At 66.1% G+C, this 25348-nt stretch carries 19 protein-coding genes and 1 pseudogene; 9 read left to right on the forward strand and 11 right to left on the reverse strand.

The features are described 5' to 3' along the window. Nucleotides 1-98 precede the first annotated feature (98 nt). The gene (locus tag QP181_RS01455) at nucleotides 99-947 is read left to right on the forward strand and encodes a response regulator (RefSeq protein WP_333927333.1); all 849 of its coding nucleotides are present in this window, start codon (nucleotides 99-101) and stop codon (nucleotides 945-947) included. A 26-nt stretch (nucleotides 948-973) separates the two neighbouring features. Here QP181_RS01455 and QP181_RS01460 read toward each other — a convergent pair whose 3' ends face one another. From QP181_RS01460 to QP181_RS01475, 4 genes are all read right to left on the reverse strand, one after another. Beyond that, entirely contained in the window at nucleotides 974-2767 is a 1794-nt protein-coding gene (locus tag QP181_RS01460; protein WP_333927334.1) for a sensor domain-containing phosphodiesterase, read from the reverse strand. 65 nt (nucleotides 2768-2832) lie between these two features. Further along, nucleotides 2833-4452 (reverse strand): GGDEF and EAL domain-containing protein, encoded by a 1620-nt coding sequence (locus QP181_RS01465; protein ID WP_333927335.1) that lies wholly within the window; start codon nucleotides 4450-4452, stop codon nucleotides 2833-2835. A 263-nt stretch (nucleotides 4453-4715) separates the two neighbouring features. Further along, on the reverse strand, nucleotides 4716-5468 hold the full coding sequence (locus QP181_RS01470; RefSeq protein WP_333927336.1) for an SDR family NAD(P)-dependent oxidoreductase: 753 nt from the start codon (nucleotides 5466-5468) through the stop codon (nucleotides 4716-4718). Between the two features lie 84 nt (nucleotides 5469-5552). Continuing rightward, a complete protein-coding gene (locus QP181_RS01475; RefSeq protein ID WP_333921895.1) occupies nucleotides 5553-6116 on the reverse strand; it encodes a TetR/AcrR family transcriptional regulator in 564 nt (187 codons plus the stop codon). A gap of 140 nt (nucleotides 6117-6256) precedes the next feature. On the opposite strand from QP181_RS01475, the gene QP181_RS01480 reads away from it, so the two are divergent. The 5 genes and pseudogenes from QP181_RS01480 (at nucleotide 6257) to zwf (ending at nucleotide 15557) form a co-directional block, all read left to right on the forward strand. Continuing rightward, complete coding sequence (locus QP181_RS01480; protein ID WP_333929525.1) at nucleotides 6257-7465, forward strand: efflux RND transporter periplasmic adaptor subunit; 1209 nt, start codon at nucleotides 6257-6259, stop codon at nucleotides 7463-7465. A 6-nt stretch (nucleotides 7466-7471) separates the two neighbouring features. Continuing rightward, a pseudogene (locus tag QP181_RS01485) lies at nucleotides 7472-10758 on the forward strand (efflux RND transporter permease subunit). Continuing rightward, nucleotides 10688-12271: an efflux transporter outer membrane subunit gene (locus QP181_RS01490; protein ID WP_333927337.1), complete on the forward strand. Its 1584-nt coding sequence runs from the start codon at nucleotides 10688-10690 to the stop codon at nucleotides 12269-12271. Before QP181_RS01485 ends, QP181_RS01490 begins: the two are co-directional and overlap by 71 nt. A 117-nt stretch (nucleotides 12272-12388) precedes the next feature. After that, on the forward strand, nucleotides 12389-13933 hold the full coding sequence (locus QP181_RS01495; RefSeq protein WP_333927338.1) for a cation:proton antiporter: 1545 nt from the start codon (nucleotides 12389-12391) through the stop codon (nucleotides 13931-13933). Nucleotides 13934-14057: 124 nt separating this feature from the next. After that, a complete protein-coding gene (zwf, locus tag QP181_RS01500) occupies nucleotides 14058-15557 on the forward strand; it encodes a glucose-6-phosphate dehydrogenase (RefSeq protein WP_333927339.1) in 1500 nt (499 codons plus the stop codon). Between the two features lie 132 nt (nucleotides 15558-15689). On the opposite strand, the gene QP181_RS01505 is transcribed toward zwf, so the two are convergent. Further along, complete coding sequence (locus tag QP181_RS01505; protein ID WP_131585933.1) at nucleotides 15690-15977, reverse strand: hypothetical protein; 288 nt, start codon at nucleotides 15975-15977, stop codon at nucleotides 15690-15692. A 25-nt stretch (nucleotides 15978-16002) separates the two neighbouring features. Further along, nucleotides 16003-16233, reverse strand: coding sequence for a hypothetical protein (locus tag QP181_RS01510; protein ID WP_333927340.1), 231 nt, complete (start codon nucleotides 16231-16233; stop codon nucleotides 16003-16005). A 119-nt stretch (nucleotides 16234-16352) separates the two neighbouring features. Here QP181_RS01510 and QP181_RS01515 point away from each other — a divergent pair, with 119 nt between their 5' ends. Next, the gene (locus QP181_RS01515; protein ID WP_333927341.1) at nucleotides 16353-17414 is read left to right on the forward strand and encodes an SDR family oxidoreductase; all 1062 of its coding nucleotides are present in this window, start codon (nucleotides 16353-16355) and stop codon (nucleotides 17412-17414) included. 169 nt (nucleotides 17415-17583) lie between these two features. Here the strand turns inward: QP181_RS01515 and QP181_RS01520 are convergent, their stop codons facing one another. Continuing rightward, nucleotides 17584-19968 (reverse strand): hypothetical protein, encoded by a 2385-nt coding sequence (locus QP181_RS01520; RefSeq protein ID WP_333927342.1) that lies wholly within the window; start codon nucleotides 19966-19968, stop codon nucleotides 17584-17586. 267 nt (nucleotides 19969-20235) lie between these two features. Here QP181_RS01520 and QP181_RS01525 point away from each other — a divergent pair, with 267 nt between their 5' ends. Then, entirely contained in the window at nucleotides 20236-21510 is a 1275-nt protein-coding gene (locus QP181_RS01525; RefSeq protein WP_333927343.1) for a Xaa-Pro dipeptidase, read from the forward strand. 36 nt (nucleotides 21511-21546) lie between these two features. Here QP181_RS01525 and QP181_RS01530 read toward each other — a convergent pair whose 3' ends face one another. Beyond that, nucleotides 21547-22026, reverse strand: a complete 480-nt coding sequence (locus QP181_RS01530) for a hypothetical protein (RefSeq protein ID WP_132897758.1) — start codon at nucleotides 22024-22026, stop codon at nucleotides 21547-21549. A gap of 181 nt (nucleotides 22027-22207) precedes the next feature. On the opposite strand from QP181_RS01530, the gene QP181_RS01535 reads away from it, so the two are divergent. Beyond that, nucleotides 22208-23014, forward strand: a complete 807-nt coding sequence (locus tag QP181_RS01535; RefSeq protein ID WP_132897759.1) for a hypothetical protein — start codon at nucleotides 22208-22210, stop codon at nucleotides 23012-23014. A 303-nt stretch (nucleotides 23015-23317) separates the two neighbouring features. Here QP181_RS01535 and rplL read toward each other — a convergent pair whose 3' ends face one another. The 3 genes from rplL to QP181_RS01550 all read right to left on the reverse strand — a co-directional run bounded on the left by rplL (nucleotide 23318) and on the right by QP181_RS01550 (nucleotide 25347). Further along, nucleotides 23318-23692 carry a 50S ribosomal protein L7/L12 gene (gene rplL / locus QP181_RS01540; protein ID WP_056047577.1) on the reverse strand — a complete coding sequence of 125 codons (375 nt, stop codon included), beginning with the start codon at nucleotides 23690-23692 and terminating at the stop codon, nucleotides 23318-23320. 64 nt (nucleotides 23693-23756) lie between these two features. After that, the gene (rplJ, locus tag QP181_RS01545) at nucleotides 23757-24272 is read right to left on the reverse strand and encodes a 50S ribosomal protein L10 (protein WP_055879768.1); all 516 of its coding nucleotides are present in this window, start codon (nucleotides 24270-24272) and stop codon (nucleotides 23757-23759) included. 310 nt (nucleotides 24273-24582) lie between these two features. Then, nucleotides 24583-25347, reverse strand: a complete 765-nt coding sequence (locus QP181_RS01550; protein WP_132897760.1) for a HesA/MoeB/ThiF family protein — start codon at nucleotides 25345-25347, stop codon at nucleotides 24583-24585. Between the last annotated feature and the right edge of the window lies 1 nt (nucleotide 25348).

Below are 25348 nucleotides of genomic sequence, written 5' to 3' on the forward strand. Positions count from 1 at the left end.
GGGCGGGCGGTGTCACATCGGGAAACATCCCGGACAAACACCGGGTGCAGGGCAGGACGCATGGCTCACCGTCTCCCTCTCCCCGAAAGTCGCCGGCGATGAACGTTTCCCAACATTACGAACCCGTATCCGCCCGCCCGCCGCACATCGCCGCGTGGCAGGACGACGCGATCCACGAGCCCGCGGACGATGCCGGCTACCAGTCGGCCCGGGTCATCATCGTCGACGACGACCCCGGTCTTCGCGAGCTTCTCACCGAGTTCCTCGTCGACAACGGGTTGGGTGTCGAGGCGGTGTCGAGCGGGGCGGCGTTGCGCGCCCGTCTCGTCCAGCGGCCCTGCGATCTCGTCATCCTCGACATGATGATGCCCGGCGAGGATGGCCTGTCCGTCCTGCGCGGGCTTGCCCAGTCCGACGATCCGCCCGGTGTCATCATGCTGTCGGCCTTGTCGAGCGAGGTCGACCGCGTGGTCGCCCTGGAGATGGGCGCGGACGATTACGTGACGAAGCCATCGACCCCGCGCGAAATTCTCGCGCGGATTCGATCGGTGCTGCGGCGGCGCAATCGGACGGTGCCTCTCGGTACGGACATCGGTGGCATGGTCGAGGCGGGTGACACGCCGCGATTCCATACGACCTATCGGTTTGCAGGCTGGACGCTCAATTGCCGGATGCGGTCGTTGCAGGCGCCCGGCGGCGAGATCGTGTCGCTGACCGAGGGCGAGTTCCAGATGATGGATGCCTTTGTCACGCATCCCCATGCGGTCCACACGCGCGAAGACATGATCGCGCTGTCGGGGCGTGCGGATACGTCGTCGAAGGATCGCACGATTGACGTCAACATCAGCCGTCTCCGCCGCAAATTGGCGGCCTTCGACCGGACCGAGATCATCCGTACGGTCCGCGGGAAGGGCTATCTGTTTATCGCCGACGTCAGCGGCGCCTGACCAGGGTATCGGATCGGCCGCAAGTCTCAGGCGGCGGCGCGGGGCGTCGTCGCCGGATCCCCCGGATGCGCGATGCACCATGCGCGGAACGGCTCTGCCGGCATCGGTCGCGCGAACAGGAACCCCTGCGCCTCGTCGCACTCCATCGTCGAGAGGCAGGCCGCGACGCCCTCGGTCTCGACGCCTTCGGCAACCACGCGGTAGCCGAGTTCGTGCGATAACCGGATCATCGTTCGGACGAGCGTCTGTTCGTCGCCGCCGCTGATGGTCGCATCGAGATCGCGCATGAAGCTCTGGTCGATCTTGACGACGTCGACGGGCAATTGCTGAAGATAGGCGAGACTGCTGTAGCCGGTGCCGAAATCGTCGATCGCCAAACGCACCCCGGCGTCCCGGAGGGCGGCAAGCTGTTCGCGCGCCTGCGCGACGTTCCGCATGATCGCGCTTTCGGTAACCTCGAGCTCAATCCGCTCGGCACGGATCCGGTGCTTGAGCAGCAGCAGCTGGACCCGCGCAGCGAAATCGGGTTCCTCGAGATTGTTCGCCGACAGATTGATCGACAAATTACCTGTAAAGCCTTCGGCAATCCAGCGACCGAGTTGTTCCAGCGCCCGATCGACGACCCAGTGAGTCAGCGGTTTGGCGTGCCAGGTCTGTTCGATCAACGGGATGAACTCGGCGGGCGACACGTCGCCCAGTACCGGATGCGTCCAGCGCAACAGCACTTCGGCACCAAGGCATTGGCGGGACACCAGGTCGACCCGGGGTTGATACACCAGGCTCAACTGATCCTCGCTCGCCAACGCCGCCTCGAAGTCGCGCAGCAGTTCGTAGCGACGGCGATGCGCGGTGTCGTTCGCCGACGAGAAGAAGCACACGGTGGCTTCCTGTGCCCGCGCATCCTGCGCGGCACCGTGCGCGAACCGCAGGACGTCGGTCGGTTCGACCATGCCGAGCGTGATCGGCGCAACGCCCACCGCGCCGGTGGTGGCAAAACGCAGCGACGATTTCACGCTGCAATCCGCGACCTTGTCCGTCAGCAGCGTGACATAGGCGGCATCATCCACATCGGGTTCGGCGAAGAACACGAACTGCGTCGCGGCGACATGGTACGCGCGACGATTTGCAGACAATGCGTCGCGGAGTTGCAGCGCGGCGGTCTTGACCATTTCAACGACATGCTCGGAGCCGAGCACGCGGGTCATGTTGTCGATCTGATCGGTCCTCGCCAGATCGAGCATCACCAGCAGGCGGCGCTCGCCGCAGTGATCGCGCGTCAGGTCGGCGAGATCGTCGAGAAACTGCTGGCGGTTCGGCAACCCGCTGATCGGATCGATCCGGCCAAATGCATGTTGCAGCTCGATCTGCGCCATCGCCATCGCCGCAAGATCGCGCAGCGCTCCCATCTCGGCGGTGGTTGCGGTCCGCGGTTCCGAGCCGAGCACGCACAACGAGCCCAAACCATAGCCATCGCGAGTCGTGAGGGGCGCCCCGGCGTAGAACCGGGTGCCCGAACTGGCGAGTTGGCTCGAGGCATAGAACGGATGATCGAGCAAATCGGGGATGACGAGAGGCTTGGTGGTCTCGGCGACCTCTGCACACGGTGCACGGTCGCGACTGAGTTCGGTGTGCTCGATACCGACCCGGGATTTGAACCACTGGCGATCGTCGTCCGTCAACGAGATGGCAGAGACGGGCAGCCCGAAAATCTGGCTCGCCATCCGCGTGATACGGTCGAAACTCTCGCTGGGAGGGCTGTCGAGGATATCGAGCTGCCTGAGAGCGTCGAGCCGCGCCGCTTCGTTTACCAGTTCAGTCATGGCAACACTCTGTCAAATATGACTTAAGTGAATGTGAATATTAGTCACCATGCGTATAACATAAGTTAGACCAGGCGGATACTGCGCGCGGTGCGATCACGTTTTGCTGCGTATAGCGCCGCATCGGCGCGTCCCCAGGCTGCAGCGAAGTTCTGAACGGCGGAGCTTGTCGTCGAGCCATCCATAAGCACCGCCCCGACACTGCCTCCGACCGGAAGCGTGATGCCGTCGCTGGTCATCCGCTCGCACAATGCGCGTTCGATACGATTGGCGACGACGGACAGCCGGGCGTCGTCGGCGTCGGGCAACAGGACGGCAAACTCGTCGCCCCCCAGACGCGCGAGATGGTCGCTGGCGCGGACGGCCCTGCGCAGACGCCTCGCGACCTCGACCAGAACCGTATCGCCGACACTATGCCCAAAGCGATCGTTGATCGCCTTGAACCGGTCCAGGTCGATCGCGATGATGCCGACCGCCACGCCGGGACTGGTCTGCGCGAGGCGCTGATCGAGACCGCGGCGATTGAGCAATCCCGTCAACGGGTCCGTTTCCGCGGCGACGACCGCGCGCAACTGGCGTTCCCGATCTTCGGAGATGTCGATCGTCACGCCGACGATCCGCAACGGACTGCCATCGGCGGCCCGAAGCAGCTTGCGATCGCACCGCATCCAGCGCGGGCCATTGATCGTCGACAATTCATATTCGACGGAGGCGTTGTCGATCTCACCGTCGAGCAAGGTCTGGACCGACGCCGCATCGCGGTTGGCAGGCGCGATATAGTCGCCATACGTATCGAGACCGATCGGCCCTGACCTTTCCGGTCCACGCACGAAGCGCGAGAAACTCGGGGAGGTTTCGAACCGTTTGGTTTCCACATCGATGTGCCAGAAGCCGCCGCGTACCGCCTCCATGGCCAGCGTCATCCGCGCGTTGATCTCTTGGAGCGCGCGATCGGCGCGCCGTCGCTCGGTGACGTCCTGGATATGCGCGATTACCCGGATCAGCGCGCCGTCGGGCGCGCGGACGGCCGATACCGCGAGCGACGCATGGACCGGTTCGCCGTTCTTGTGAATATAGCGCTTTTCGAGCGTGTAGTCGTCCCGCCCGCCTGCCACGACCTCGGCGAACAGCCGTGCGTCGGCCTCCTGATCGTCGGGATGCGTGATCGTCCGGAAATCGAGACCCGCAAGCTGGACGACCGTTAGCCCGAGCATGGCGGCGAACGCAGCGTTTACGCGTTCCATCCGCCCATCGGCATTGGTGACCGCCATGCCGACAGGGGCATGCTCGAACGCATCGTTGAACATGATCTCCTTCTCGGCGATGCGGGCCTCGAGATCGCGCCGGACGCTGATATCGGTCACCAGCACGACGACACCACGGATGACCCCATCGGCATCGACATCGGGGACGTAGCTTCCCTGGACGCGGCGCGCGTCGCCCCCATCGAACAGCGTATATTCGTACGTCACGGGTGTGCCGGCCAATGCTTCGGTCAACCGCGGCAGCACGGTCGGAAAGTTACCCTCGCCGACGATCTCGCGACAATGCCGTCCAACGATCTGGTCGGGCGCGATCCCGCGCCACGCTGCGTAGGTCGCGTTGGCGTAGCGATAGGTCAGGTCCCGATCGAAATACGCGACCAGCCCCGGCAGCATGTCCAGGATCGCGAGTGCGGATGGCACGCCGTCCGACGATCGCTCAGGCCCGGTCGGAATAGATCCATTTTGAGGTCTATCTGTCGCGGAGGTAGGGCGGTGGGTCATGACGCTGCATACGGGCGGCATGGTTAAGTGATAGTTCGCGTCGTCGATCGATCGCGTATCGTGATCGACACCTACCTCAAAAGCCCAATGATCCCAACGCGATGGGCGGCGAGCTCTCAGCGCTGCACGCCAGCGATTGTAAAAGCTCATAGCTCGCGGCGTTCGACGAGGGGCGCTGTCCCTCAGCTATTTCGCGCCACCTGAAACCCTGCAAACGACTGGCTCACCGGCATGATCTCGAGCCGGTTGATGTTCAGATGCGGCGGCAGTTCGGCGATCCACAACAGCGTCGCGGCAAGGTCGCCTCCGGTCATCGGATCGGCGCCGCCATACAGCGTGTCCGAGGCGGCCTGATCGCCGGCGGTGCGGACGAGCGTGAATTCGGTTTCGATCATGCCCGGCTCGATCGATGTGACGCGCACGCCCTTGCCATGGAGATCGGATCGAAGCCCGAGCGAGAATTGTTCGACGAACGCCTTGGTGCCGCCGTACACATTGCCACCCGTATACGGATAGGTTGCCGCCACCGACGAGATGTTGATCACCGCACCCTTCCGCGCGATCAGCCCCGGCAGCATCTTGTGCGTGAGCGATACGAGCGCGGTGACGTTGGTTGCGATCATCGTCTTCCACTGATCGACTTCCGCCTGGTCCGCGGGCTTCGTCCCCAGCGCCAGTCCGGCATTGTTGATGAGCAGATCGACGTCGCGAAACGCCTCGGGCAGCGCGTCGAGTGCGGCATCACGCGCGCGCTCGTCGCACACGTCGAAGACCGCCGGATGGACCTTGTCCGCGCCGAGGGCGGCGACCAGCGCCTCCAGCCGTTCGGCACGGCGCCCGGTCGCAATCACGCGCCAGCCAGCCTTCGCGAACGCGTGCGCGGCGGCCTCGCCGATTCCCGAGGTCGCGCCGGTGATGAGGACGGTTCTGGTCATGTCGCTTCCTAGCCGTGGTCCGCCCCGCATCGGTCGGGGGCAGGGGCTATGTAGGAGCGATCATCGTGCTCGCAAACGTTGCACCTATAGAGCGCGTACCGCGGCCAGGATCATCCGTCCCGTCAGCCGCGCCGTCTGGTCCTCGGACAGCCGCGGGCGCGACAGGGTCCGGTGGCCGAGCCCGAACATGAAGGCGAGAATCAGCTCCTCGGCGCCTTCCAGTTCATTCTCCTGCAAGTCCGGGTTGGCGACGCAGGCGAGCTCGCGGATCATCCGCCGGAAATCGCGGCACAGGTCGGCGATCGTGTCGGCGACGTCGGCATTGCGATGCGCCTCTGCCATGATCTCGAACGAGAGCGCCTCGTCACCCTTCGACAACGCACGCCGTGCCAGTTCAACGAACCCTTCTTCGATCGAGAATCGTTCCGATTTGACCGAGTCGTTCATCGTCTGCAATTCGGCCATCTTCGCCGCCGCATCTTCCATCACGATCGCCTGGATCACGGCGTTCTTGCCGGTAAACAGGCGATAGATCTGACCGACCGACACACCCGCCGCAACGGCCAGTTCGGACATCGGCGTCTGGTGAAACCCTTGGGTCGCAAACAGATGACGAGCTGCGGCGACGATGCGCTCCCGGCTTCCCATCTCATGCTGCACTGCACTCAAAACTATATTCCCGACGCGTTTTTGGTTGACCGGCCGCTCGCACAATCCTAGCGGGCAAGCAAGCGGAATGAACGTTCATTCCGGTGAACCTAATCTGCACGGACGTCGGGATGCTTAACATGCAGCAATTGAACCTCAAGGGATCGGTGGCGCTCTTCGCGCTCGCCCTGCTGTCGGCTTGCGGCAAGGAGCAGGCTCCGCCGCCTCCGCCTACACCGACCGTCGGCGTCGTTACCGTCGGTGAGGAAGCGGTCGTGCTAACCTCCGAGCTCCCCGGGCGTATCGCCGCGGTAGAGACGTCGGAAGTCCGTCCGCAGGTCAGCGGCGTGGTCCGCGATCGGCTGTTCACCGAGGGCGCGATGGTCAGCAAGGGCCAGGTGCTCTACGCGATCGAGGACGCCCCCTATCGCGCCGCACTCGCCAGCGCGCAGGGGCAGCTCGGCGCGGCCCAGTCGCAGATCAACGCGACCCGCCTCCAGGCGCAGCGCTACGGCCAGCTTGTGCAGCTGAACGCGGTCAGCAAGCAGGAAGCGGACAACGCAAATGCCTCCGCACAACAGGCTCGCGCCAATGTTGCAGCGCAGCAGGCAGCGGTCCAGTCGGCGCGCGTCAATCTTGGCTTCACGCGGATCAAGGCACCGATCTCGGGTCGCATCGGCCGGTCTCTCGTGACCGTCGGCGCGCTGGTCCAGATGGGCCAGACCGATCCGCTCGCGACGATCCAGCGCACCAACACCGTCTATGTCGACGTCGTCCAGTCGGCGGCGCAGCTGCTCGATCTGAAGCAGGCGATGGCAAGCGGCGGCGTGACCCGCGGCGACGGCAGCGCGCGCGTCCAGCTGATCCTGCCGAACGGCACGACCTATCCGATCGAGGGTCGCCTCCAGTTCGCCGAAGTCACCGTCGACCAGACCACCGGCGCGGTGACGCTGCGTGCGACGTTCCCCAATCCCAACGGCCTGTTGCTGCCCGGCATGTACGTCCGCGCCAAGCTGGTCGAAGGGACTCGCCGCCAGGCGATCATGGCACCGACCGCCGGCATCACCCGCGATCCGCGCGGCGGTGCGACCGCCTTGGTCGTCAACGCGCAGAACAAGGTCGAGCAGCGTAATGTCACCACCGATCGCGTGATCGGCGACAAGTGGATCGTCACCAGCGGCCTGAAGCCCGGCGACAAGCTGATCGTCGAGGGCCTGCTCAACCTGCGTCCCGGCTCGACCGTCAAGCCCGCTGCCCCGCAGCAGGTCGCCAAGCCCGCCGGCGCTGCACCCGGAGGCGGCGACGCGTCCGGTGCGACCAGCAACAGTTCCGCGCAGGCCGGGAAGTAACCGCCCATGTCACGCTATTTCATCGATCGACCCATCTTCGCGTGGGTCATCGCCATCATCCTGATGCTGGCCGGTATCCTCGCGATCCGGTCGCTGCCGATCGCGCAGTTCCCTGAGATCGCCGCCCCCAAGGTGACGGTCGCGACGTCTTATCCGGGCGCCGACGCACAGACGCTCGAGAACACGACGACGCAGATCATCGAGCAGCAGATGAAGGGCATCGACAACCTTCGCTACTTCGCCTCGACCTCGGACGGCTCGGGCAACCTCGCGATCACGCTCACCTTCGAGCAGGGCACCGATCCCGACATCGCGCAAGTCCAGGTGCAGAACAAGCTGCAGCAGGCGACTCCCTCCTGCCGCAGGAAGTGCAGCAGGCGGGTCTTCGCGTGACCAAGGCGACCGCCAACTTCCTGCTCATCATCGCCGCCTATTCGGAAAACGGCGACCACGACCAGGTCGATCTCGGCGACATGATCGCCTCGAAGCTCCAGGATCCGCTGAGCCGCATCAAGGGCGTCGGCGACACGCAGGTGTTCGGCGCGCAATATTCGATGCGGATCTGGGTCGACCCGTTCAAGATGTCGAACCTCGGCGTCACCGTCACCGACATCACCTCCGCACTGACCGCGCAGAACGCCCAGGTCTCGGCCGGCCAGGTCGGCAGTCTGCCTGCCGTGAAGGGCCAGTCGCTCAACGCGACCGTGACCGCGCAATCGCGTCTCCAGACGCCAGAGCAGTTCCGTGCGATCATCGTCCGCTCGGCGACCAGCGGCGCGACCGTGCGCCTGTCGGACGTCGCCCGCGTCGAAATGGGTTCGGAGAACTACAGCTTCCAGGCACGCTATAACGGCAAGCAGGCGGCGGGCTTCGGCGTGAAGCTGGCACCGGGTGCCAACGCGCTCGATACCGTCAAGCTGGTGAAGGCCGAGGTGAACCGGATCGCCAAGCAGTTCCCGCCCGACGTCAAGGTCGCGTTCCCGATCGACAACTCGACGTTCGTGCGGCTGTCGGTCGAGCAGGTCATCCACACGCTGATCGAGGCGATTGTCCTCGTCTTCCTCGTGATGTTCCTGTTCCTCCAGAACTTCCGCGCCACGCTGATCCCGACGATCGCGGTCCCGGTCGTGTTGCTCGGCTCGCTCGCCGTGCTCCAGGTCGCGGGGTTCACGATCAACACGCTGACCTTGTTCGGCATGGTGCTGGCGATCGGTCTGCTCGTCGATGACGCGATCGTCGTCGTCGAGAACGTCGAGCGCCTGATCCAGGAGGAAGGGCTCAGTCCCAAGGAAGCCGCCAAGAAGTCGATGGACGAGATCAGCGGCGCGCTGGTCGGCATCGGCCTCGTTCTGTCGGCGGTGTTCCTGCCGATGGCGTTCTTCAGCGGCTCGACCGGCGTGATCTTCCGCCAGTTCTCGATCACCATCGTGTCGTCGATGGCGCTGTCGGTGCTGGTCGCGTTGATTCTGACGCCTGCGCTTTGCGCGACGATCCTGAAGCCTGCCAAGGAAGGTCATAGCGAGAAGAAGGGCTTCTTCGGCTGGTTCAACCGCACCTTCGACAAGGGCGTCGGCAAGTACGGCAACGGCCTGCGCCGCGTCGAGAAGGGCTGGGTCCGCACGATGCTGGTCTATGCCGTGATCGTCGTCGCGATGGCCTTCATCTTCGTGCGCCTGCCGTCGGGCTTCCTCCCCGAGGAAGATCAGGGCGTGATGTTCGCACAGGTCTCGATGCCGTCGGGTACGCCGATGGAGGAGACCGCACGGACGATGGACAAGGTCCGCGATCACTTCATGATCGACGAGAAAGCCAACACCGCGGGCATCTTCACGATCAGCGGCTTCGGCTTCGTCGGTCAGGGCCAGAATGTCGGCATCGCCTTCATCCAGCTGAAGCCGTGGGAAGATCGTAGCGGCGCAGAGAACGGCGTCGCTGCGGTCGCGGCCCGTGCCAATCAGGCGCTGGCCGGAATCCGTGCCGGCATGGTGATCGGCTTCGTGCCGCCCGCCGTGCAGGAACTCGGTAACGCCAACGGCTTCGACTTCATGCTGAAGGACAATGCCGGCGTCGGTCACGAGAAACTCCTCGAAGCGCGCAACATGCTGCTCGGCATGGCCAGCCAGGACAAGCGCCTGATGCAGGTCCGCCCGAACGGCCTGGAGGATGCGCCACAGCTGAAACTGAACGTCGACCAGGCACAGGCTGGCGCGCTCGGCCTCAGCCAGCAAGACATCAACACCACCGTCAGCACCGCGTTCGGTGGCGCGTACATCAACGACTTCATCGACCGCGGTCGCGTGAAGAAGGTGTTCGTGCAGGCCGACGCGCCGTTCCGCACGACGCCTGCCGATCTCGGCAACTTCTACGTCCGCGGCACGACCAGCAACGCGATGGCACCGTTCTCGTCCTTCTCGACGACGAGCTGGAACTATGGGCCATCGCGACTCGAACGGTACAACGGCGTAGCCTCGTTCGAGATCATGGGTTCGCCGGCGCCGGGCGTCAGCAGCGGCACCGCGATCAAGGCGATGGAGGAGATGGCGGCCAAGCTGCCCCCCGGCATCGGCTATGAGTGGACCGGCCTCAGCTACGAGGAAAACCTGTCGGGCGGCCAGTCGACCACGGTCTATGCGCTGTCGCTGCTGATCGTGTTCCTCTGCCTCGCGGCGCTGTACGAGAGCTGGTCGATCCCGATCGCCGTCCTCCTGGTGGTGCCGCTCGGCGTCCTCGGCGCGGTCGGTGCGGCAATGATCTTCGGGCTGAACAACGACATCTACCTCCAGGTCGGGCTGATCACGACGATCGGCGTGGCGGCGAAGAACGCGATCCTTATCGTCGAGTTCGCCGAGGAGAAGATGGGCGACGGGATGAACGCGGCCGATGCCGCGGTCGAGGCGGCCAAGCTTCGCCTTCGCCCGATCCTGATGACGTCGTTCGCGTTCATCTTCGGCGTGTTGCCGCTCGCCTTGTCGAGCGGTGCCGGCGCCGGCGGCCAGAACGCGATCGGCTGGGCGGTGGTCGGCGGCATGCTGTCCGCGACCGTCCTCGCGATCTTCTTCGTGCCGCTGTTCTTCCTGCTCGTGAAGCGCGTCTTCAAGCAAGACAAGGCCGGCTCGGGGCAGGACCGCGACCAGGTGCCCGACCGCGACGGCAACCGTGACGACAACCGTGACGGTGGCACCACGCCCCCCACGACCAGCGGCCGCAGGAGGCCTGATCCAGATGTTCTCGACCAAGATCTCCAGCCGCACCGCGCTGACGTTCGCCGCCGGGCTCACGCTCGCCGGCTGTAATCTCGCCTCGAAATACGTCCGGCCCGAATTGTCCGTGCCGGCGGCGACGCCTTCAGGGCCCGCCTATGCCGCCACCGACGCGGCGGGCGCGATCATGCCGGCGGACACGTCGTGGGAGGTGTTCTTCACCGACGACCGCCTGCGCCGCGTGATCCGCACCGCGCTGGAAAACAACCGCGACCTCCGCGTCGCGGTCGCCAACGTTGCGCAGGCTCGCGCGCAATACAGCGTCCAGCGCTCGAACCTCTTCCCGACGATCGCGGCAAGCGGTAGCGCGACCTACCAGAAGTCGCCGTTCGGCGCGGTTGGCGGCGGGCTTGCGGGCGGTACGGGTACCGGCGGCACCGGGACGGGTGGCACCGGAACGGGCGGTACTGGTACGGGCGGTACCGGCACGGGCGGTACCGGCGGCGGGACTGGCGGGACCGGGTCCAGCGTCGTCTCGAGCGGTCGTGCCGACATCTATTCGGCGAACGTCGGCATATCGGCGTGGCAGATCGACCTGTTCGGCCGCGTCCGCAACCTCACTCAGGCGCAGCAGGAACAGTATTTCGCGGCGGAGGAAAACCGTAACGCCGCCCAGGTGTCGCTGATCGCCGAGATTGCAACGCAGTGGCTGACGATGGCCGCCGACCAGGATCGCCTAAAGATCGCGCGCGATACGGAACGTGCGTTCGGCCAGACCGTCAAGTTGACGCAGGACCGCTTCCGGATCGGCATCGCATCCGAACTCGAAGTGCGCCAGGCGAGCACCAGCTACGATCAGGCCCGCTCGGACATCGCCGACGCGACCACGCTGATCGCGCAGGACCAGAACGCGTTGAACCTGCTCGCGGGCACGACCCTGACCGCGGACATGCTGCCGGCCCGGCTCGATACGACCAGCCCGACGCTGGAGAACCTGCCCGCCAACCTGCCGTCGCAGGTGCTGCTACGTCGTCCGGACATCGCATCGGCCGAGCATCAGCTGATCGCCGCCAATGCCAATATCGGCGCAGCGCGCGCGGCGTTCTTCCCGAACATCTCGCTGACCGCCGCCTTCGGTACCATCAGCCTCGGGCTGTCGAACCTGTTCGGCAACGGATCGCAGAACTGGTCGGTCGCGCCATCGGTCAGCCAGACCTTGTTCGACTTCGGCCGCAACAAGGGCAATCTCCGCTACGCCCAGGCGACGCGCGACGCCGCGGTCGCCACCTATGAGAAGAGCATCCAAACGGGCTTCCGCGAAGTCGCCGATGCGCTTGCCCGCCGCGGCACGATCGGCGCGCAGTTGCAGGCGCAGACCTCGCTCCGCGACAATGCGGCAGGTGCGTTCAAGCTGTCGGAACTGCGGTTCCGTGCGGGGATCGACACGTTCCTCAACACGCTCGACTCGCAACGCTCGCTCTACACCGCGCAGCAAAGCCTGCTTGCCGCGCGCCTGACCCGCGACAGCAACTCGGTCGAACTCTACCGCGCCCTTGGCGGCGGGGTAACGACGACCCAGTCCCCGGACCCGCGCCCGCAAAACTAACCCAATGATCCTCCCCCGTCAGGGGGAGGATCGTAAGTGGCGAATGGCGGTTGGCCTCAGACCCTGTCGCCAGGCTAGCGATCGGGCCCATAGCGCGGCGCCGACCGTTGCGCCCCGGTGCAACTCTTCGAATCCCTCGACATCATCCTGCTCGCCGCGCTGGTCCTGCTGGTCCTCGCGCGCAAGCTGAACGTCCCGTATCCGACGTTGCTCGCCGTGGCGGGACTCGGCTTCGCGATGCTACCGTTCGCGCCGAAGATCGCGGTCGAACCGCATCTGGCGCTCGCGCTGTTCATCGCCCCGGCGCTGCTTCACGCCTCCTACAACACCAGTCCGCGCGTTGCGGCGGTTCTGGTTCCCCTCCTGTCGCTGGCGGTGTTCGCGGTGCTCGTCACCACGGCGACGGTCGCGCTGGTCGGCGTGACGCTCGGCGGGCTACCGCTCGCGGCCGCGTTCGCACTGGGGGCGATCGTCGCGCCGCCCGATGCGGCCGCGTCCGAAGCGGTACTGGGCGAAGTCGGCATTCCCCGTCGCGGCCTGCTGCTGCTGCAGGGGGAAAGCCTGCTCAACGACGCCACCGCGCTGCTGTTGTTCGGGCTCGCCAGTGCGTTCGCGACGCATTCGGATACGCCCGTCACGCCGCTCGCGCTGGCCGCTGCGGTGCCAGGCGGGATCGTCTTCGGTGCGTTGGCGGCGTGGGCGTATCTTCGCGTCACGCCGCTGTTCGCACGAACACTGGGGGCAAGCCTCGCCGATTTCGCCGTGACGTTCGGGATCTGGCTGATGGCCGAGCGTCTCCACATTTCGCCGGTACTTGGCGTCGTCACCTTTGGCATGATCGTGTCCCAGCGCCGCCCGATCAAACAGCCCGCGCGCGACCGGTTGCAGAGCGCCGCGGTCTGGTCGGCAGCGGTCCTCGTCCTCAACATCATCGCCTTCGCACTGATGGGGCTGCAATCGCGCGACATCCTGATCCGGCTGCCGAGCGCGGAGCGGTGGCCCGCGATCGGCTTTGCCGCCGCGGTCCTGGCCACCGTGCTGGCGACGCGGATCGCCTGGGTGTTTCTCGTCCGCTTCGTCGAAGGCGGTATCGCCAATCGCTATGCGCCGTCCTGGTTGCCCAAGCCGCCGCCGTGGAACGCGTCGGTGATCCTGTCCTGGTCAGGGATGCGTGGCCTGCTGACGCTGGCCACCGCCTTCGCACTGCCACGGTCGGTGCCGGGCCGTGACCTGATCGTGCTGGCCGCGTTCGGCGTGGTGATCGGCACGCTCGTACTGCAGGGACTGACGCTGGGTCCGCTGATCCGGCGCCTGGATCTCGGCGAGGACACCGGGCTTGCCGACGAGATCGCACCCGCACGCAAGCGACTGATCGACGCCGGGCTTGCAGTGCTACCGGCGCGTGCGGGCGAGGCGGCGGACGCGTTGCGCTTTCGTTACGGCGCGGCGAGCAAGGTCACCGCCGAGGCCGACGATCCGCAGGCGACCTCCGAATTCGACGAACTCCACCTCGAGATGATCGCCTGCCAGCGGGTCGTGCTGCACCAGATGCGCGACAGGGGCGAGGTGGCCGAAGACGTGTATCGCCGCCTGCAGGAGGAACTCGACTGGGCGGAGGTCGACGCGCGCGCCTTCGGGGACAACATCCTCACCGCCACCTGAAACGCCACCCTGAAATGCCACCCTGAAATGCCACCTTGGAAATGGGTGTCGGGAACATCGGCGCCCGCTACGCTGTTTGAAGGAACCACCGAAGAAAGGGTCGATGCATGTCCGAGGCGAATTCGTGAGCAAGTCCGTGAAGCCCGCACCGCCGACGACGCTCGTGATTTTCGGCGCCTTTGGTGATCTGACCCGCCGTCTGTTGATGCCGGCGCTGATCAACATGACCCGCCTGGGGCTGGTCGGTAACGATTTCCATGTGCTCGGCGTCGGTATCGACGAGGGTAACGACCAGTCGCTCCGCGACGCACTCGGCAGCTTCGATGCGAAGGGCGGCGAGGGCGATAGCGAGAAGGGCGACGCCTGGGCGCGGCTCAAGGACCGCGTCGGCTATCTCCAGGGCGATTTCACCACGGACGACGTCTACGAGCAGCTCAAGGCGCGGGTGAACGGTAACGTTGCCTTCTATTTCGCGGTGCCGGCCAAGTTCTTCGGAACGATCGTCGACAAGCTCGCCGACCACGGCCTGATGGCGGAGACGCCGCACGGCTTCCGCCGGATCGCGATCGAGAAGCCGTTCGGCCACGACCTCGCCTCTGCCCGCGATCTCAACGCGCGTATCCTCGCGCGCGTGTCGGAGGCGCAGGTCTACCGGATCGACCATTTCCTCGGCAAGGAAACCGTCCAGAACATCATGACTGCGCGGTTTGCCAACATGATGATCGAGCGCGTCTGGAATTCGGACTGCATCGCGCACGTCCAGATCACCGCCGCCGAGACGGTCGACGTCGGCACCCGCGGCAAGTTCTACGACGGCACCGGCGCACTCCGCGACATGGTGCCGAACCACCTGTTCCAGCTGCTGTCGATGGTCGCGATGGAGCCGCCGGCGAGCTTCGACGCCGAGGCGATCCGCAATGAGAAGGGCAAGGTGCTCAAAGCCGTCCGCGTCTATTCGCCCGGCAAGGCGAAGCGCAACGGCGTCCGCGGGCAATATACCGCGGGCAAGGTGAAGGGGGTCGACGTCCCCGCCTACACCGCCTCGCCCGACGTGGCGCCCGACAGCAGGGCGGAGACTTATGTCGCGCTGAAGCTGATGGTCGATACGTGGCGCTGGGCCGGCGTGCCGTTCTACCTGCGCACCGGCAAGGCGATGACGTGCCGGGATACCGAGATCGCGATCACCTTCAAGCCGGTGCCGTTCGCGTCGTTCCCGGGTGCGGCGGCGGATATGCTGCCGCCCAACCGCCTGATCATCCAGATCCAGCCCGACGAGGGGCTGAGCATGGACATCAACATCAAACGCCCCGGCCTCGAAGTCGCAACCGCACCGATCGCCCTAGATTTCCGCTACGCCGACGCGTTCGATATCGGCCACCTGACCGGTTACGAGTCGCTAATTTACGACCTTTTCGTGGGTGACCAAACCCTGTTCCAGAGGGCGGATGCGATCGAGGCAGGCTGGGCCGCAGTGCAGCCGTTTCTCGACCTGTGGGCGCAGGATACCAGCGCGCCCGAGCCCTACGAAGCCGGCACGCTCGGCCCGGCCGCAGCCGATGCGCTGCTCGCGCACGACGGCCACACCTGGCACGAACTCGCCCCGGCAGGACAAACCGTACCTTAACACCACCCCGGCGAAGGCCGGGGCCCAATTGGGCAACGTCGCTAATGGACGGCGGCGCTCGGTTCCGCCGACCTTGCCAATTGGGCCCCGGCCTTCGCCGGGGTGGCGCGTGTATTTAGCCGCCGCTCGAAATCAAACCCGCTCAGTCAGCTCGATTTCGCCCTCGACCTCCATCTCGTCCTCGTCGCCCATCTCGTCCATGTCGGGCATCGTGAAGTCGGCCTTCCAGTCGTAGACCTTCTCCACCCCGCCCTGCACCCAGACGCGGACCGCGCCCTCGGTGATCTCGCCGCCCATCGCGCCGACGAAATCCGCCACCAGCGAATCCGCCGCATCCTCGTGATCGGTCGCGCCGGGGATCGTCGCGGCGGTCATTTCCTCATCGAGTTCGATGATCTGCGCCCAATATTGCTTCGCCATGGTCTACTCCTGAGAAATGCTGCCGTCAGCCGGCGGTAATGATGGGGTGATCCTCGCGCAGCCGGTCCGCCAGCCGCTCGACCGAGTCGACCTCGCTTGCGCTGCCCGATGGCGTCACCGCCCAGTTGCAATGTGCGTGCGTTGCGAGGCTGTAGACCTTCACGTCGCCGACGATCAGCCGCCACCGCCGCCGATCGCCGCTATTGTATCGGACGAGGTTGGTGACGAACAGGCTCTGGAGATCCGATGCGGTCATCCGCGCCCCATAGCGACAATCGCCCGGCCGCCGCCACCGCAAATGGCGTAAGGTGGATCCCTTCCAAATTACGGCGCGTTTGGGATCGGAACACATCGTAGGAATAACGGGAATTGCACATGGCCAGGACGGCATTGGTAGTGGGAACGAGCGGAATCGTCGGCAGCGCGACCGCCGCGGCGTTGGTGGAGTCGGGCTGGACTGTCCACGGACTCGCGCGGCGCCCGACCGAACAGGACGGCGTGCAGCCGGTCGCGGCTGATCTCCAGGATCCCGCTAGCCTCGAAAAAGCACTCACTGGCCTCAAGCCCGATGCGGTCTTCATCGCCACCTGGTCGCGTCAAGACAGCGAGGCGGAGAACATCCGGGTCAACGGCGGCATGGTCCGCAACCTGCTCGGCGCGCTCTCGCCAGCGGGTAGCGTCGACCACGTTGCACTGGTGACGGGCCTGAAGCATTACCTTGGGCCTTTCGAGGCGTACGGCAAGGGCGCACTCCCGCAGACCCCGTTCCGCGAGGAGCAGGGCCGCCTCGACGTTGAGAACTTCTACTATGCGCAGGAAGACGCCGTGTTCGAGGCGGCGGAGCGGGACGGCTTCGGCTGGAGCATCCACCGCCCGCACACGATCATCGGCAAGGCGGTCGGCAACGCGATGAACATGGGCACCACGCTCGCGGTCTACGCGGCTCTGTGCCGCGAGACCGGCCGCCCGTTCCGCTTTCCAGGCTCGGCGGCGCAGTGGAACGGTCTCACCGACATGACCAGCGCGACTTTGCTCGCGGACCACCTGATTTGGGCCGCAACCACCTCCGCGGCACGCAACGAGGCATTCAACGTCGTCAACGGCGACGTCTTCCGCTGGAGCTGGATGTGGGGGCGGATCGCCGAGTGGTTCGGGATCGAGGCCGCACCCTTCGACGGTACCGTGCTGACGCTCGACGAGCAGATGAAGGACGATGCGGGCATCTGGCGCGAGATCGCGGCGCGCGAAGGTTTGGCCGAGGCTGACCTGTCGCGGCTCGCATCGCCCTGGCACACCGACGCCGATCTCGGCCGCCCGATCGAGGTAGTGACGGACATGAGCAAGAGCCGCCGCCTGGGGTTCAAGGAATATCAGCCCACCGACGACGCGTTCTTCGACCTGTTCACGGAGCTGCGCGCGGATCGCCTGATCCCGTAAATCTTGAGACGGTGCGGAACCCACGATCGAAATCCTCCCCCGCCAGGGGGAGGTGGCTGGCGCTTGCCAGACGGAGGGGGCGGTAAGAGGTAAGCGACGTTCCGTATCCTCCCCCCCGTCACCTTCGGCGACACCTACCCCTGGCGGGGGAGGATCGCGAAGTCGAATTCTAGTTCTTCACCGCCACCGTCGCCACCACCGCCGGGTCATCCCGCAGCTTCAGAAACAGCGCCCCGCCAACCGGCTTGGGTACGTTCAACGAAGCCCCGGTAAACCCCTCCGGCACCCGCACCGCGTCCGCGAACCCCCCATTCGCCGCCACCGAATCGATCAGGAACAGGTCGCTCCCCGCCAGCGTGCACGCATCCTTGCACGTCACCCCGGCCAGCGCAGGCACCCGCACCAGGCTCGTCAACGGCACCCAGTCGCCGGCGACGCCGTTCTGCACCAGCCGCCACCGCAGCGGCCCATGCGCGGACACGCCTAGTGCCTTGCCCGGCTCGACCGAGATCACCGCGATCCGCTCGTCCTGTACGGTCAGCCCGCGACCCGACGCGACGGTCATCGTCGGTCCACCAGCGACCGCCCCGATCTCGACGCTGTCCCCCGCCGCAAATCGCGTGGTCCCTTCGGCGCGCAGCGAGAAGGTGATCCGGGCATCCTGCGCGATTGCGGTGTCGCCCGCCAAGGTCACTGCGAGGCCGGGGGAGGGCGGTGCAATCACACTCTTGGCGATCAGAGTCGCCTTGGGTCGTGCCGCGGCGACGGTGACCTTCACCGACCGCTTGCGCCCATCGGTCAGCGTGACGAGCGCGGTCTTGGTCTGACCTGCCGCGAAATTCGGCGCCGCATCCGCGGTGAGCCCCAGCAGATCGCCCTTGTCCGCGCGCATCACTTCGCCCGGCTTGAATGCGACCCCGTCGACCGCCATCGACGCGACCAGGTCGAGCCGCGTCCCCGCGAGCGTCCCCGCCGTATCGCCCGCGTATAGCGTCAGGCCATCGATCCGCCCCGCCTCGGCCAACGCGGTCAGGGCGATCTTCTCCGGCGCCACGACCCCGTATTGCTTCACGAGCAGCGTCAGCTTCCCCGGCGCTGTCTTCCCCAGCGGCAGTGTCAGTCCGATCCGGTCGCCGCTAGTCGTCCACGCCAGCGGCACCTCACCGGAGGAACCAACCAGCGTCACTGCCTCGACGCAACTCGGCGTCGGCCCGGCCAGCGCCACCGGGTTGTCGCGCCCGACCACCAAATTCTCGGGGTCGGTATCGACCATCTGCCAGCCACCAGCGCTCGGCACCTGCAAGCGGAACCGCGGCCCGTCGAACGGCGTAAACCCCCAGCGCCCGTGCAGCGTCGCGTCGGTCACCGCGCTCAGCCCGGTAGTCCGCATGCCGACCTGATCGAGCACGTAGCCGCCGCGCTCGGCATCGGCCTGCACCGGCAGCTCGACCGCACCACCCTGCGGCGTCGTCACGCGCAGGCTCATGGCATGCGCGAACTTCGTCGCATAGATCAGCGGCGCACCCTCGACCGGCAGCACCAGATCGGGCTTCGCCGCGCAGACCAGCCGGTCCGCCTCCGCACGACGCAACGTCGGTGTCTTCGGCGTGCCCGTCTCGATCACCGGCATCGCCACCACCATGACCGATTTCGGGCTGGCGAACGACGGCGCCGCGTTCAGCAGCAGCGCCATCCGATCTTCGCGCACCCGCGCCAGCGCCGGGATGTAGCGGAACTGCGTCGACTGGAACGCACCGAAGATCTTCGCCAGATCGCGGACCACGCCGATATACGGACTGTAATAGCCGAGCCCGCCCGCCGGTGTCGCGCTGAGTTGCAACGCCAGGTCTGTGGGCGCGCCGACGAGCGTATCGGCCAGTGTCGAACTCTGGCCATCCGCGAGCAGCAGCGACTCACGGTTCTGCGTCAGGCACGACGCTTGCAGATCGGCCGTGAGATCGAGGCATTCGGCCTTGAGCTTGACCGCAAGGCTGCGCGACAGCAGCGGCGACACCGCCTCGATCCGCTCCGGCCGGGTCCGTTCGAGCGCATGGATGCCGTCGAGAAACGTGTCGAGTCGCGCGCGATCGAGTGACGCCTGATCCAGATCCTGTACCGCACGCACGAACGCACCAGGCTGTTTGCGTACCGCCGAGACGACCGCATCGAACCCGCCGCTGTCGGGCACCAGGAAAACCACCAGCTGGCGCGCCCCTTCCGGCACCTTCAACGCGAGCGTGGCCTTCTTCACCTTCCACGTTTCCGCCTTGAAGAACCACGACTTCGGTGGCGGTTCGGTCGCACCGCGCAGGAACCCCGCGACCAGCAGATAGCGTTCGGCGTCGTCCCTCTTGCTGGTCGGTAAATCCGCCGCGATCGTTACGCGGTCGCCGGTCGCCAGCCTCGGCACCTGCGCGATCGGCAAAGTCGCCGTGCCGTGCGTCACCCCGACGCGCAGACTCGGGCCAGTCAGGTCGAACGGCGCGGGATCGGCGCTCGCGGTGGCCGGCACGAGCGCGGCTGCCAGTGCGCAGAACGGAAGAAAGCGAAGCATCATCAGGGGCGACCTCGTCGTCTGGAACATCTCCGATGGCCTGTACCGGTGTCGAGAATAGGGCAAGGCCAGCCACCGCACGATCCTCCTCCGCCAGGGGGGGCACTCGCCAGACGGAGGGGGAGGTAAGCGGCCACGTGGGTTGCGTGTCCTCCCCCTCCGTCACCTTCGGCGACACCTCCCCCGGCAGGGGAGGATCGATCCCACTCTTGTCCGATCACGCTTGGTGACGCACACGAAGCCCAACTCGGGGAAGGGGATAACTTCATGAAGATCGCTACGATTCTAACCGCCACGCTGCTCGCAACCACCGCCACCACCGCAGACGCGAAGACGGTGGTCGTCACCGCCGCGCACATGATCGACGTCCTCGCCGGCAAACAGGTCGATAACCCGCAGGTCACGATCGTCGATGGCCGCATCACCGCGGTCGGACGCAAAGGCGATGCGGTCCCCGCCGGCGCCGAACGCGTCGACCTCGGGACGCGCACTTTGCTCCCCGGCCTGATCGACATGCATGTCCACCTGACCAGCGATCCGACGCTCAGCGGGTACCGTACGCTCGAGTTCACCGACAATTTCTGGACCGTCGTCGGCGTCGCCAATGCGCGGAAGACGCTCGACGCGGGCTTCACCACGGTGCGCAACGTCGGCTCCGCCAATTATGATGACGTCGCGATCAAGCAAGGGATCGATCGCGGCTACGTCCCCGGCCCGCGCATCGTCCCAGCGACCTACGCGCTCGGCGCGACCGGCGGGCACTGCGATGCGACCGAATTTCCGCCCTCGATCCAGGTCCCCCATCCGCAGATCGCCAACACCCCCGACGAGTTTCGCGGCGCCATTCGCACGATCCGCAAATATGGCGCCGAGGTGGTCAAGGTCTGCATGACCGGCGGCGTTCTCTCGAAGACCGACAGCGTCGGTGCGCAGCAGATCAGCCTCCCAGAGATCAAGGCGATCGTCGAGGAGGCGCACATGCTCGGCATGAAGGTCGCGGTCCACGCGCACGGCGTCGAGGGCATCAACGACGCACTCCGCGCAGGCGTCGACACGATCGAGCACGCCAGCCTCGCCGAAGCCGAATCGTTCAGGCTCGCCAAGGCCAGCGGCGCATGGTTCGACATGGATATCTACGACGACGACTATATCCTCGCCGAGGGCGCCAAGAACGGCGTCTTCGCCGAGAGTCTCGAGAAGGAGCGCCAGGTCGGCCTCAAGCAGCGTCAGACCTTCCGCGCCGCGCACGCCGCCGGGGTAAAGATGCTCTTCGGTACCGATGGCGGGGTCTATCCCAACGGCAACAACGCGCTGCAGTTCGCCAAGATGGTCGAATGGGGCATGACCCCGATCGAGGCGATCCAGGCGGCTACCTCCAGCGCGGCGCAGGCGCTCGGCAGGACAGCGGACGTCGGCGCGATCCAGCCCGGCCGCTTCGGCGACCTGGTCGCAGTCGATGGCGATCCGCTCGCCGATGTCCGCGAGCTAGAGCATCCCAGCTTCGTCATGAAGGGCGGGGCAGTGGTCATCGCACCAAAGTAGACTCGCCTTCCGAATCCTCCCCCTGGCGGGGGAGGATTAATATTTGACGTCGTTACGCCAGCCGCGTTTCACCGCTACCAAGGCGCAACTCGTCGCAACGCGGGTTGCCGTCGGGCCGTGTTCAGCCTCCCCCGCCCACAACGCCGCGACGACCGCGCGCAGGGGATTTTCGACAATGACGACCGATCGCGGGGCGCTGGCCGCCCTGCTCGCCACCATGACGATGCTCGCATCGGCCAGTCCGGCAACGGCACAGACCGAGCAGACCGCGCCGGTCCGTGGCCTGGAGGGCTTGGCGAACCCAGCGCCGCAGACCAGCACCGCGGTCCCGATCCCTGACGCGCCGACGATTGTCCTGCCGAGCGAGACGCCCGCGTCCCGCCGCGCATCGCGTTCCCGCGCCGCGGAACCAGCTGCTGCGGAAAAAGCCGTCGTTACACGGCCCGCCGCGCGCAACGAATCCGAACCGTCGCAAGCCCGTACCTCGACCGAGCCGACACGTTCATCGGGCTCCACCGAACCCGCGCCGATAGCGACTCCTACGCCCCAGCCGGCATCGGCCCCGCCGCCGTCGGAAGCTCAATCGACGGAGTCCGGCCCGCAAGTCGCTGCCCCGCAACCCACAGTCCCGCAACCTACGCCCACGCCCGACGCAACGACACAATCGACGGTCACTGCACCAGAGACGGGCAGGGCGATGCCGCTCTGGCTTTCGCTCGCAGTCGTCATCGTAGTCATCGGCGCGCTCTGGCTGCTCCGCCGCAAACCCCGCGGCCGTAGGCAGGACCGCGTAGAGGTCGAAACCGTCGTCCAGCCGACACCGGAGCCGTTCGCGCCTGAGCCCGCCGCTGCGCCGGAACCCGCCGTCGGCCCCGCCTCATCGATCGAGCCTATAGCGGTCCCGGTCGCGCCTGCTACGTCCGTCGCAATTCCCGTGGCCGCGGCGGCCGCGCCGAAATTCCTCGAACCGCGGGCAAAAACGCCACCGCCGCCGCCTGCCGTTCCGCGGGCTCGCGTAACCTGCGACCTCCGTCCCTTGCGCGCCGGTCTCAACCTGCTGAGCGCGACGGTCGAGTGCGAACTCGTCGTCACCAACACCGGCACCGTGGCCGCCGAAGCGATCCGCACCGGCATCGCGCTGCTGACCGCGCATGCTCGTCAGGACACCGACCTCGCCCAGTTCAATGCCGCTCCGATCGGCCGCCCGGCCACGCCACCGTTCGCGCTGGCGCCTGGCGAGACCCGCACGATCCGCACCGTCGTTGCGATCGCGCGCGAGGCGATCCAGACCATGACCGCTGCCAACCGCCCGATGTTCGTCCCCGTCGTCGCCACCAATATCCTCTACACCACTGCCGGTGACGACGCGCAGACCGCCCGCGCGTGGGTCGTCGGCATCGAACGCGTCGACTCCGCCAAGCTCGCACCGTTCTGGCTGGATGCCCCCGCAAAGATGTTCACGACGGTCGCCGCCCGGCCGCATGCCGCGACGTTCGAGCGGTGAATTAAAGGGGGCGGGAAGCGAGACGTCGCTAGCTCTCCCCGTTCGTGCTGAGTAGAGACCGAGTAGCTTCGTAGAAGCGTATCGAGGGCTCGTATCGAAGCACAGGTTCCGCGCGCTACGCCCGCGTACGCAGGACGACCCACCATCACCAGACACGAAAAAGGGCGACCCCATCGCTGGGGCCGCCCTTTTTCTTAGCTGCGGCCAGCAGGGGCAAAGCCCCTGCTTCGTCGGTCGGCATGAATGCCGCCGGCCGGCCTTGCGGGAGTGCGGGCCAGTATGGCCCGTCTCTCCCGCTGCGGCTTACTTGACCTCGACGGTCGCGCCAGCTGCTTCGAGCTGAGCCTTGATCTTGGCGGCTTCGTCCTTCGACACGCCTTCCTTGACGGCCTTGGGAGCCGACTCGACCAGCGTCTTGGCTTCGGTCAGGCCGAGCGCGGTGATCGCACGGACTTCCTTGATGACGTTGATCTTCTTGCCACCGTCGCCGGTCAGGATGACGTCGAATTCGGTCTGCTCTTCTGCTGCAGGAGCAGCGGCGCCGCCGCCTGCTGCCGGTGCTGCGACCGCTGCTGCGGCCGAAACGCCCCACTTCTCTTCGAGCAGCTTCGAAAGCTCAGCTGCTTCGAGAACGGTCAGTTCGCTCAGGCTCTCAACGAGCGCGTTCAGGTCTGCCATGATAAATCTCCATCTCGGGGCTCGTGCCCCATCAGTTCAAAAAGGTAACGAAAGGCCTGCAAGATCAGGCGGCTTCCTTCTCCGCGTAGGCGGAAAGCACGCGCGCGAGCTGCGCTGCCGGAGCCTGCGTGATCGTTGCCAGCTTCGTGGCGGGTGCCACGATGAGGCCAACGATCTTGGCACGCAGTTCGTCCAGCGAGGGCAGCGTTGCGAGCGCCTTCACACCGTCGACGTCGAGGGTCGTCGCGCCCATCGCCCCACCCACGATTTCGAACTTGTCGTTCGTCTTCGCGAATTCCACGACCACCTTGGCGGCCGCGACGGGATCGATGGAGCTGGCCAGACCGACCGGACCCGTGAGCATGTCGCCCAGCGAGCTGTAGTCGGTGCCGTCCATTGCGATCTTGGCAAGCTTGTTCTTCGAGACCTTGTAGGTCGCGCCGGCGTCGCGCATCTTGTTCCGCAGCACAGTGGACTGTGCGACGGTCAGGCCGAGGTTGCGCGTGACAACGACGACGCCGACCTCGGAAAAGGTGCGGTTCAGCTCGGCTACGGCCGCGGTCTTTTGATCACGATCCATGCCATTCTCCACGTTTTACGAGTTCACCGCTTGCGCAGGGAACCCGGTTACTAACCGGAGGCGCAGACAAGCCCGCGCTTCCGGGGTGTCTCGTCGATGGGGCATGGGAGAGGGCAGGCGCACGAAGCGCTCCGCAAAATCTCATTCCCCGTCTAGGTGGGAGATTAAGCACCGGCAAACCCTGTGCACCCACTGTCTCGGACGGAGTTCGACGAGCAAGCCCGCCGAACGAGCCCGCGCCTTAGCGGAATTGGCGGCGGAGTCAATCGGCGATGGACGTCGCGGCCGGTCTAAGGGCCTATAGTCGCTTTCAGATCATCGGCGAGGGCGCGCACCGCAGGCAACCGGGGTCTTTCGGCAACCGGATCGTGCGGAACCGCAGCGCCAGCAGGTCAACGAGCAGCAGCTTGCCCGCCTGATCGTCGCCGAAGGGCGCGATGGAGCGGAGCACTTCAAGCGCGGCAAGGCTGCCGAGGATGCCGGTGACGGGGCCGAGCACGCCGTCCTCCGCACAACTCGTTTCCGCCCGTTCGGGATCTTCGCCGACGAAGCAGCGATAGCACGGCTTGTCGGCTTCCCACCCGCGATAGGTGGCGAGCTGGCCTTCGAACTGGCCGACCGCCGCGGAGACCAGCGGGATGTGCAGCGCGTGGGCGGCATCGGCGACGCAGAACCGGGTGGCGAAATTGTCGCAGCCGTCGAGCACGACGTCCGCCCCGGCCAGCAGGTCCGCGACGTTGGTGGGGTCGATCCGGATGCAATGCGCGGCGATCTCGACATGCGGGTTGATCCGGCGCGCGGCGGCGGCGGCGGCCTCGACCTTGGCGAGGCCGGTGTCGGCGGTCGTGAAGATCGTCTGGCGCTGAAGGTTCGAGGGCTCGACGCTGTCGTCGTCGATCAGGATCATCTGGCCGACGCCCGCCGCGGCGAGATACTGGATCGCGGGCGAGCCGATCCCGCCCGCGCCGACGACTGCAACGCTGGCCGCCTTCAGTTTCGCCTGACCGGTACCGCCAAATTCCTTCAGGACGATGTGTCGGGCGTAGCGGACGAGCTCGTCGTCGGAGAGCATCATG

The organism is Sphingomonas sp. LR55 (genome assembly GCF_036856015.1).
Taxonomy (GTDB): domain Bacteria; phylum Pseudomonadota; class Alphaproteobacteria; order Sphingomonadales; family Sphingomonadaceae; genus Sphingomonas.